The organism is Alcanivorax sp. HI0044, from assembly GCF_001634945.1.
The window spans coordinates 1-7,716 of sequence record NZ_LWEZ01000940.1 but is presented as its reverse complement, the minus strand read 5'-3'; the positions used below and the strand labels follow the sequence as shown (position 1 = coordinate 7,716).

The following is a 7,716-nucleotide window of genomic DNA, read 5'->3' as shown; positions in this document are numbered from 1 at the left end:
GATCAAGCTGCGCGAAGCCGGAATCGATGACTTCCTGCTGCTGGAGAAAGGCAATGGCATGGGCGGTACCTGGTACCACAACAGCTACCCAGGCGCCGCCTGTGACGTGCAGTCTCACATGTATTCCTTCTCCTTCGAGGGCAATCCGGACTGGAGCCACCGCTATAGTGGCCAGCAGGAAATCCACAACTACATTGAAGGTGTGAGCCAGAAGCACAACCTGCGTCAGTACACCCGTTTCAATGCCGAGGTGACCGGGGCCCATTTTGACGACCAGGCGGCCCTGTGGACCCTGAATCTGGCCGATGGCTCCCAGGTGGTGTGTCAGCACTGGGTACTGGCCAGTGGTCCCCTGCATGTGCCGTCGTTCCCCAAGTTCAAGGGCATGGATTCCTTCAAGGGCAAGATCATCCACTCCGCCCTGTGGGACCAGGACTATGACATGGCCGGCAAGAAAGTGGTGTCCATCGGTACCGGTGCCAGTGCCATCCAGTATGTGCCCCATGTGGCAAAAGAAGCGGGCCACCTGACCGTGGTACAGCGCACTCCGCCGTGGATTATCCCTCGCGATGAGCGTGCTTATTCCGGCCTGAGCAAGTGGGTATTCCGCCGCTTCCCGGCGCTGCGCAAGCTGCACCGTCTGCGCCTTTACCTGAGCAACGAAGCGCGCGTGCTGCCGATCTTCAATCCGCGTCTGGCCAAACTGGCCGAACCGGCGCTGAAAGCCTTCATCAATTACCAGGTGAAGGACAAGGAGACGGCACGCAAGTTGGTGCCCAACTACACGCTGGGTTGTAAGCGGATTCTGATTTCCAACAACTATTACCCCACCTTCAACCGCGACAACGTGGAGCTGGTCACCGAAGGGGTGAAGGAAATCCGGGAAAACAGCGTGGTGTTCAGTGATGGCACTGAGCAGCAGGCGGACTGCATTGTGCTGGGTACCGGTTTCATCGTGGATCCGCGTATCTACATGAAGGATTTCGAGATCACCGGTCTGCCGGGCCGTCGTCTGCAGGATGACTGGAAGGATGCAGCGCAGGCCTATCTGGGCACCACCGTGAGCGGTTATCCGAACATGTTCCAGCTGGTGGGGCCGAACACCGGCCTGGGCCATAACTCCATCATTTTCATGATCGAGAGCCAGGTGCGCTATGTGATGGATGCCATCACCAAGCTGGATAAGCGCGGTGATGCCTGGCTGGACGTGAAGCAGGACGTGCAGGATCGTTTCAATGACAAGCTGCAGGACGAGCTGAAGGGCACGGTTTGGCAGAACGGCGGGTGCATGAGCTGGTACCAACAGGCCGATGGCCGCAACACCGCCCTGTGGCCCCACGCGACCTTCCAGTTCATGGCCCGCACCTGGACCGTAAACATGAAGGATTACAACTGGCAGCCGGCGACCGAGAAGGTTTCCGTTAAGGAAGCCGTGGGCGGCTGACCAGGAAAGTTTCGAGTGACGAGAAGCGAGTTTCGAAAGGCGAAATCTTGTTGAGCATGTCTGGGTTCCGCAACTCGAAACTCGTGACTCGCTTCTGCTTCTTACCGTTCGCAATTCACTGGCGTGACTTGCTGGTAGAGCGGCAACACCGCCCCCATACGTTCCTGAAGGGCTTCGATGCGACTGTCATGGTTCGGGTGAGTGGAGAGAAACTCCAGTGGCTGGGCGCTCCCTGCGGCGGCCATATTTCTCCATAGTTCGGTGCTCTGCCGTGGATCGAATCCTGCGCTGGCCATCAGCTCCAGTCCCATCAGATCGGCCTCTTCCTCATGGCTGCGACTGAACGGCAGGGCGATACCCAGGTAGGCGCCTACGCCGAGAGCCTGCAGAATATTCTCGGTATCCGCATCCCCTTCGCTGAACAGCCCGATCACAAATAACACTGCCTTGATGCCAAGTTCCTGAGTGAGCCGTTCGTTGCCATGCCTGGCCAGCACGTGGGCGATTTCGTGGCCGATGACGGCGGCCAGCTGATCATCGCTTTGTGCTAGCTCCAGCAGCCCTTCGTTGACTCCAATCTTGCCGCCGGGGAGGGCAAAGGCGTTGGGGGTGGCATCGGCGAACACTACCACTTCCCAGGTGTCCGGCAGGCTGACCCCGGGAAAACGGGCGGGAATTCGTTGGATGAGCTGTTCCGCCACACATTGTGCTTCCCGGTTGGCACTCTCGTTGGCGCTTACCGGTAACTGCTGCTGCATCTGCACAAACGTCTGCTGGCCGAAGTCTGCCATCATCGATTCGGGGACCAGCGCCAGCTGCTCACGGCCGGTGGGTGTCTGGTCGCATCCGTAAAGCAGCAGGGGAATAATGATCAAGAGCGAACGATGCACGATGAGAGCCCGGTTGCCGTGAAGGTTTTTGCTCACGGTAGCGCAGGTGAAGGAAGTTGTGTAGCGGGATCAGAAACGAAAAAGGCCTCGCAATGCGAGGCCTTTTAAAGATGGTGCCCGGAGGCGGAATCGAACCACCGACACGGGGATTTTCAATCCCCTGCTCTACCGACTGAGCTATCCGGGCAATCAGGGCGCGTATTAAAGCTTCTGGAGGCGGATGCGTCAAGCCATTGGCGGTTCATTTGTTCGCATCGTGAGCAACCGGGGTGTATCCCTCGGCTTTTTCGTAGTTTTCATTGTTCAGAAAACGATCACGTTGCTCGTCCAGAAAGGCTCGCGCCTGTGGGTCCATCACGTTCAGGTGCTTTTCGTTGATCAGCATGGTCTGTTCGTGCAGCCATTCCTGCCAGGCCTTTTTCGAGACCGTCTCGAAGATATCCTGCCCCTTGGGGCCGGGGAAAGGGGGGCGGTCGAGGCCGTCCAGTTCAGTCTGGTATTTGCGGCACATTACCGTGCGGCTCATGGCAACTCCGTAAGCGGGTACATGTGGGGTGAACTATAACATGCGTGACTGGCGCGGGGCGTCGAGGCTTGCCAGCAGTTTCTTCACCGGCGCGGCCAGGCCCAGTGTGCCGGGAGATTGCGGGTCCACCCAGCGACCGTCACTGTCACGGGTGCCGGCTGGGACAACGGCCACTTCCAGGGGGGCGATGTCCAGGTGATAGTGGCTGAAGGTGTGCCGGAACGGGTCCAGTGGCTGGCTATCAGCACGGGCATCGAAAGCACGGGCTCTCAGGGCGTCGTCCATCTGTGACTCATCGTCGGTTTGTGGAAAGCACCACAGGCCGCCCCAGATGCCTTGCTGAGGGCGCTGTTCCAGCCAGACCCGGCCGTCACGGTCGCGCAGGATAAGCATGACGGTGGTGCGTACTGGCAGGGCCTTTTTCGGTTTCTTGCCGGGGTAATCCTGGGGATTGCCGTTGGCATGGGCTTCGCACCCTCGGTTTACCGGGCAGCTGGCGCAGTCGGGTTTGCCCCGGCGACACAGGGTGGCGCCAAGGTCCATGATCGCCTGGGTATAGTCCGCCAGCCGTGCGCGGGGCGTGTAGTGTTCAGACAGTTCCCAGAGCCGGCTTTCGACCGGTTTTTTGCCCGGCCAGCCGGGCACGGCGTGCAGGCGGGCGAGCACCCGTTTCACGTTGCCATCCAGAATCGGTGCACGCACGCCACGGCTCTGGGCAAGAATGGCGCCGGCGGTGGAGGGGCCAATGCCGGGCAGGGTGGCCACTTCCTCAACGGTATCCGGGAATTCGCCCTGATAGTTTTCCAGCAGTTGCTGGGCGCATTTATGGAGGTTGCGGGCGCGGGCGTAGTAACCGAGCCCGGTCCACAGGTGCAGCACCTCATCCTGCTCCGCCAGTGCCAGTGTTTTCACATCCGGGAAGCGCGCCATAAACCGCTCGAAGTAGGGAATGACCGTGCTGACCTGGGTCTGTTGCAGCATGATTTCCGATACCCACACCTGATAAGGCGTGCGCGGGTGCTGCCAGGGCAGATCCTGGCGGCCATGCTGGTCGTACCAGTCGAGCAGGGCCTGGCTGAAATCTTGCGGGGTGAGGGATGTGCTAGGCATGACACTCCGGACAAAAAACGGCGGAGATGGGCGTTTGCCCATCTCCGCCTGCGTGTTGCTGGCTGCGTGAAGCCTGCAGCGTCTCTTAATTAAACAGCTTCTTGAGGCCGTCCTGTAGCTGTTTGTTCACTTCTTCCTTGGCTTTCTTCTGGGCGGCATCCTTGAGGACTTCTTCGGTGGTGTCGCCTTCGCCGTCAATGCCGAACTTTTCTTTCAGCTTGTCTTTGGTGGCGTTGGCGGCGACCTGTTTGCCGATGTCCTTGAAGCCGTCCTTGTCCGGGCCGCACCATTTGGCGGGGCTGCCACCCAGGTTGCCTTCGCAGCGCAGCGGCCAGGTGGTGCCGGTCAGGTACTTGGAAGTGCCCAGCTCTGGCGACTGCATGCCGATTTTCAGGTCGAAGTCCTGGTTGAGGATATTCATCCAGCCATTACCGGTGATTTCCCCTTTTTGCAGTACCGCAGACAAGCTGTCCAGATACGCCACGTTCTTGTCCAGCCGCGCCTTGGATTTCAGGTCGAGAATCTTGGTGTCCTCGGACAGGGCGCTGGGTAACTTGCCGGATTCCTGGCTGGGAATCAGAGCGGTGGCCAGGCCCTGGAACTGGCCGAGCATGTCGTTCACGCCGCCAACCAGGGTGCTGTACAGGTTCAGGCCGCGCACGGTGGTGTCAGCCAGTGACAGGTCGATGGTGCCCTTGGCGGAGTTCATCAGCGCTTTTTCGCTGTTGCCGCTGGCGCTGTAGCTGCCCGTCATGTCGAACACCCCTTTGGCCAGATCATCCTCCAGAGCCATTTGTACCAGCGGCTGAATCTGGACGCTGGAAACGGTGTTGCTGGCGCTGATTTTCGGGGTGCTGCCGGAGGCATCCAGTTTGGCTTTGGCGCTGAAGCTGCCGCCCAGGGTGCTGCCGCTGGCGCGGGTCAGCTGCAAGACACCGTTTTTGGCGCTGACGGCAAATTTCATGTCGCTGGCGGTAATGCTGTCGTATTTCACGGTGCCAATGGCCAGTTCGCCGTCCACCAGCAGTGGGCGCAGGGTGTCCACCGGGATCAGCTCGTCACTGGACAGGCTGGCGGTTCCGCCGGTTTTGCCACCGCCGGCTGCGGCGGTTTCGCTATCGCCACTGGCAGGCGGCATGTAGCCGTCCAGGGTGATCTTGTCGAGCACCAGGTCAAAGATGATCTTGCCACTTTCCAGGCTGGCCAGGCCGGCGCTGCCGCTGAGGGTGCTGTCATCCAGGGTCAGGGTCAGCGGGCTGGCCATGACGCTGCCGGGCTCGCCGCCCAGGGTGGCGTCCAGGGCAATCTTGCTCAGTGCCTGGCTGTCGGTGGTTTCGATGGGCGCTTCGCCAATCGCTTCCAGCACCTTGTTGGCATCGAAGGGCGCGGTGGCCAGCTTGCCGCTGAGCTGCATGTCGCCGGTGAGGGCGCTAATGTCCACGTTGCCTTTGGTCTCGGTGCCGGCAGCTTGCAGCAGCAGGTCCTTGATGGAGACGGTGTCCTCGTTCAGGTTTACATCCAGATTCTGTTCCAGATGCACATCCACCGGCATGGTGGTGGCGCCGGCGATATTGGCATCCAGTGTCATCGGGTTGAGGACAAAATGGTTATTGTCGATATCGGCGGCCAGTACCGTGTCCAGATTCATGTCCACGCGCATGTCGCTCTGGTCCTGATAGCGCAGGGACATCTGCAGCGGGAAGGGTTCATCCAGGTTCACGTCCTGGGCATTCAGATTAAAGTGCTCGACGACGATGTCGGTGCCATCGGCGGTGCTGCGGTAGCGAACCTTGCCGTCGCTGACCACGACTTTGGGAATGGTCAGCGGAATGTCCAGGCTGCTGCTGCCCTCGTCTTCGGCCGCCGGTTCTTCTTCAGTGGCGGTGTCTTCTGCCGGCGTCTGCGGGCCGATCTGCTCCCAGTTGGCGCCGTCCGGGCCGTCCACCAGGTTTACATTCAGGCCGGCCAGGGTGATGCCGTCCATTTCCACCTGGCCGTACAGCAACGGTAATACGGCAACGCTGACGCTGGCTTCGTCGAGGGCGGCGAACAGTTCTTCGTCATCGGCAATGCGGGCTTCGGTGCGGCCAAGACTCACGCCCAGCGAGGGCCAGAATTGCCAGGCCAGGTCACCCTGAATGTCCAGTGTCAGGTTGGCCTGTTCCTGTGCCTGTTTCTCGATTTCCGGCTTGAACTCGTTGGGATCAATCACCTGCGTGATCACAAAAACAGCAATAGCTAATAGCACAATGATGGCAAACAAAGTGATCAGCAAAATTTTTAACAGGCGTCCCATGTAGCACTCCTTGCGCGTTGGTCGTTGGACCGTGATTATAGCAGTGGGGATTCACTGGCCATACCGTAGCATTATTCATGATTGTTATTGTGAAGTTAGGGGAAGAACGTTTGCGAAAGTTCCATGTTGTTGTCTTGATGGCGCTGCTTTTGGTGGGGGGCATCGTGCGTGCCGAGCCCATTGCACTGGTTTCGGCGGGAGACGGCGTTCAGTTGGGTGCCCGGGTGGATGTGCTGGAGGACCCGGAAGGCAATTGGACCTTGAGTCAGATTCGTGACCAGTTCGCCAGCCGTTTTCGCCAAAGTGACAGTAATACCCTGAATTTCGGTTTTACCAAAAGTACCATCTGGCTGCGTTTTCAGCTGGATGCCAGCCAGATGGATGGGCGTAGCTGGTTTCTGGTGGAGCGCTACCCCATTCTCGATGAGCTGACCCTGTTTGTGCCGCAACCGGATGGCGAGTTCCGGGAGTATGAGGTGGGGGATACGCGTCCCTTTGGGCGGCGGCCCATGGATCACCGGTCTTTTGTGTTCAATCTGGAATCGCTGCCTGACGGGGTGAGTGAGTACTATATCAAGGTCCGAGGCAAGGGCGCATTGAACATGATGCCCATGCTTTACAGTGCCAAGGGGCTGGTGGAATACACCTATCTGGAGCAGTTGCTGCAGGGGCTGTTCTACGGTTCGTTGACCATCATGCTGATTTACAACCTGCTGTTGTTTCTGTCCCTGCGTGACAATGTGCACCTGCACTTTGTGGTGTTTCTTGCCGGGGTGCTGTTTTTCAATATCTGCGTCAGTGGTTTCGGGCTTCAGTATTTGTGGCCGGAGACCCCCAGGATCAATGAATATTTCTGGCTGACCACCTATACCTGCGGGTTGGCGCTGGCATTGTATTCGCGCCAGTTCCTGCAGCTGGCCCAGCGCTTTCCGCGCTATGACCGATTGCTGAAGCATTACCTGATTCTGATCGGGGTGGCGTTTGCGCTGCAGTGGGTGATTCCGCCACCTTATTCCTATCACCTGTCCACCGTGGTGGTGATGATGACGGTGGTGCTGTTCAGCTGGCTGGGTTGGGTTGTGTGGCGCCAGGGGTTCCGGGTGGCGCGCTTGTATGTGCTCGCCTGGTCGGTGTTCCTGCTTACCGTGTTCCTGTATGCCATCGGCAATCTGGGCTTGATTCCTTATAGCGTGATTGTTCCTTACTTGCCGCATTTCGGCGCGCTGTGGGTGGTGGTGATGTTGTCACTGGCGCTGGGCGACCGGATCCGGTTTCTGGAAAGCGAGCGCAAGCAATTGTCTGTGGAGGCACAGCAGAATCTGGAGCGGCACCTGGCGGATATCGAACAGATGAACCAGGACAAGTCCATGTTCCTGCAGTACATCAGCCATGAGCTGAATACGCCGATCAACTGGATTGGCGCTGCCGATTCGCTGGGACAGTCCGGGCA

Annotated in this window: 6 protein-coding genes and 1 tRNA gene; 2 read left to right on the top strand and 5 right to left on the bottom strand. The window is 59.1% G+C overall.

What is annotated here, in order from left to right; all coding sequences use genetic code 11:
- Nucleotides 1-1,444 (top strand): NAD(P)/FAD-dependent oxidoreductase (locus A3730_RS11040; protein WP_063538069.1); only part of this gene is annotated, 1,444 nt, incomplete at its 5' end.
- 101 nt (nucleotides 1,445-1,545) lie between these two features.
- On the opposite strand, the gene A3730_RS11035 is transcribed toward A3730_RS11040, so the two are convergent.
- The 5 genes from A3730_RS11035 to A3730_RS11015 form a co-directional block, all read right to left on the bottom strand.
- A complete protein-coding gene (locus A3730_RS11035; protein ID WP_063518765.1) occupies nucleotides 1,546-2,334 on the bottom strand; it encodes a M48 family metallopeptidase in 789 nt (262 codons plus the stop codon).
- 111 nt (nucleotides 2,335-2,445) lie between these two features.
- A tRNA-Phe gene (locus tag A3730_RS11030) sits at nucleotides 2,446-2,521 on the bottom strand.
- A 54-nt stretch (nucleotides 2,522-2,575) separates the two neighbouring features.
- A complete protein-coding gene (locus A3730_RS11025; RefSeq protein ID WP_063518757.1) occupies nucleotides 2,576-2,860 on the bottom strand; it encodes an oxidative damage protection protein in 285 nt (94 codons plus the stop codon).
- A gap of 33 nt (nucleotides 2,861-2,893) precedes the next feature.
- Entirely contained in the window at nucleotides 2,894-3,970 is a 1,077-nt protein-coding gene (gene mutY / locus A3730_RS11020) for an A/G-specific adenine glycosylase (RefSeq protein WP_063518758.1), read from the bottom strand.
- An 85-nt stretch (nucleotides 3,971-4,055) separates the two neighbouring features.
- Nucleotides 4,056-6,266: an AsmA family protein gene (locus A3730_RS11015; RefSeq protein ID WP_063518759.1), complete on the bottom strand. Its 2,211-nt coding sequence runs from the start codon at nucleotides 6,264-6,266 to the stop codon at nucleotides 4,056-4,058.
- Between the two features lie 77 nt (nucleotides 6,267-6,343).
- Here A3730_RS11015 and A3730_RS11010 point away from each other — a divergent pair.
- Nucleotides 6,344-7,716 (top strand): 7TM diverse intracellular signaling domain-containing protein (locus A3730_RS11010; RefSeq protein ID WP_063538067.1); only part of this gene is annotated, 1,373 nt, incomplete at its 3' end.